Genomic DNA, 1592 nt, shown 5'->3' with positions numbered 1-1592 from the left:
TTTTCTCGCGATCTTTTTTTCGATCCTACTATAGATCCTTCTTGCGATCCTCTTTTCGATCTAATTTATTCCGGCAGATTTTTTTGGGCGTAGCTGTTTTAATTCCTTTTACCATCCATGCATTAACCTCTAAAACCTCAAATGTGATTCACGGTAATGCGCCGTATTTGACTTTCGATGGTGGTCGTACTCGTGCGATTAATACTAACGATCTGCTCGGGATTACGTTATCTGATGGTACGCAATATACGCCATCAACCAATCCTTCATCGGCAACCCCAATCGTCTTGCCGGTTGTGGGTCAGAGTTTTACTGATATAGACATGTTTGTTCCAACTGATACCGATTCAGTCGCTTTAAGTTCTCTTATCGGTCCTCCTAATAATTATTGGGGGGATGATGATGGTGATAGTGACGTTACTGTTACTGGTTCTTTAAGTTTATCTATCGTCGATAATAACAATCGGTCGGTGTCACGTAATGCCGTATTAACTACCTGTAATAATTCTGCACCTTATCGTGTTACATTATCCAGTACTGACGGTGTATTATCTACACGTTATGGTCTTCCTCCTAGTAGTACTTTCAACGCAAGTAGTGTAACTTATTTTGTTAATCCTAAGGCTATGCCGGTGATATGTTTTGCCAGACCTAGTTTGAATTTTGGTACAGATAAATATGCTGGTCCGGCATGGATGTGGGATCCAGATAATGGTTTTCTTACTCAGTCAACTGACCCATCACGTTATAGTCAAAACTTTCCGACTACTGGCGCTAATGGATTTTACTTTGATTTACTCATTAGCGATGTTAATCAGGCGTTGTCTTGGGCTCCGGTATCTCAGGGGGGGATCACAGCAACTATGACTAATTCTACCGCTACAAGCGTACATGTTATTTTAACTGGTCCTTTTGCAAATGAATTTCAACAGAATTCAGTCAGTCCTGATAGTATTTCCACACCTATTTTACCTCAGACCTTCGAGTTAGTCGGTCGTGACAGTAATGGTAATCCAGTTGTTAAATATGGTTTTACGTTAAAGCAGTGGTTCGTCCACCGTGACAATAAGAGGGGCTCTTATCCTGAAACCTTATCTTGGTGTGATAGTATTGGTTATCGTCTTGTTAAAGTAAAAGATTTAACAAATGCAGTTCGTACAGATGCAGTGATACCTAGTGCCACTCCTCCCTCATCAACTAATAATTTTATGCGTCATATCGGTGCAGGTTTTCTTACGGAATGGGGTCGTATGATGGACTTTGGCTTCCGCTACCATTGGAGCTGGACTAGTGATACGTTCGGTAGTAGCCAGTTTGTCATTGATACAGACTACGGTTTTGTAGGCTGGATCAATAATGCGTCTTTCGACGGGCTTTGCGTCTATCCTTAGTTTTTATTCCTTCTTCCTTAAGCCTTAAAACTTGGGGGATAAAGGAGTAGCTAAATTATTAAGAAATATTTGACTTGAAGAGTCAAGGTGGTTGTCAAATAAAAAGCGATTTTGTGGTTTAGCCCCTCCGGACATCATCATCCCTCAACCGGGGGGGTATTTTTAAAGTGTTTAACTGTAAAAAAGTTGAGGAACGGGGTT

Annotated in this window: 1 protein-coding gene; it reads left to right on the top strand. The window is 40.9% G+C overall.

The genetic code is table 11. The features are described 5' to 3' along the window. The coding region (locus J3U09_RS10895) for a hypothetical protein (protein WP_267358199.1) at window positions 1-1391 on the top strand (1391 nt) is incomplete at its 5' end. Between the last annotated feature and the right edge of the window lie 201 nt (window positions 1392-1592).

Source organism: Gilliamella sp. B2889, from assembly GCF_026536885.1.
GTDB classification, from domain to species: domain Bacteria; phylum Pseudomonadota; class Gammaproteobacteria; order Enterobacterales; family Orbaceae; genus Gilliamella; species Gilliamella apicola_E.
The sequence above is the reverse complement of the archived record's forward strand: the minus strand, read 5'-3'. Positions and strand labels throughout refer to the sequence as shown.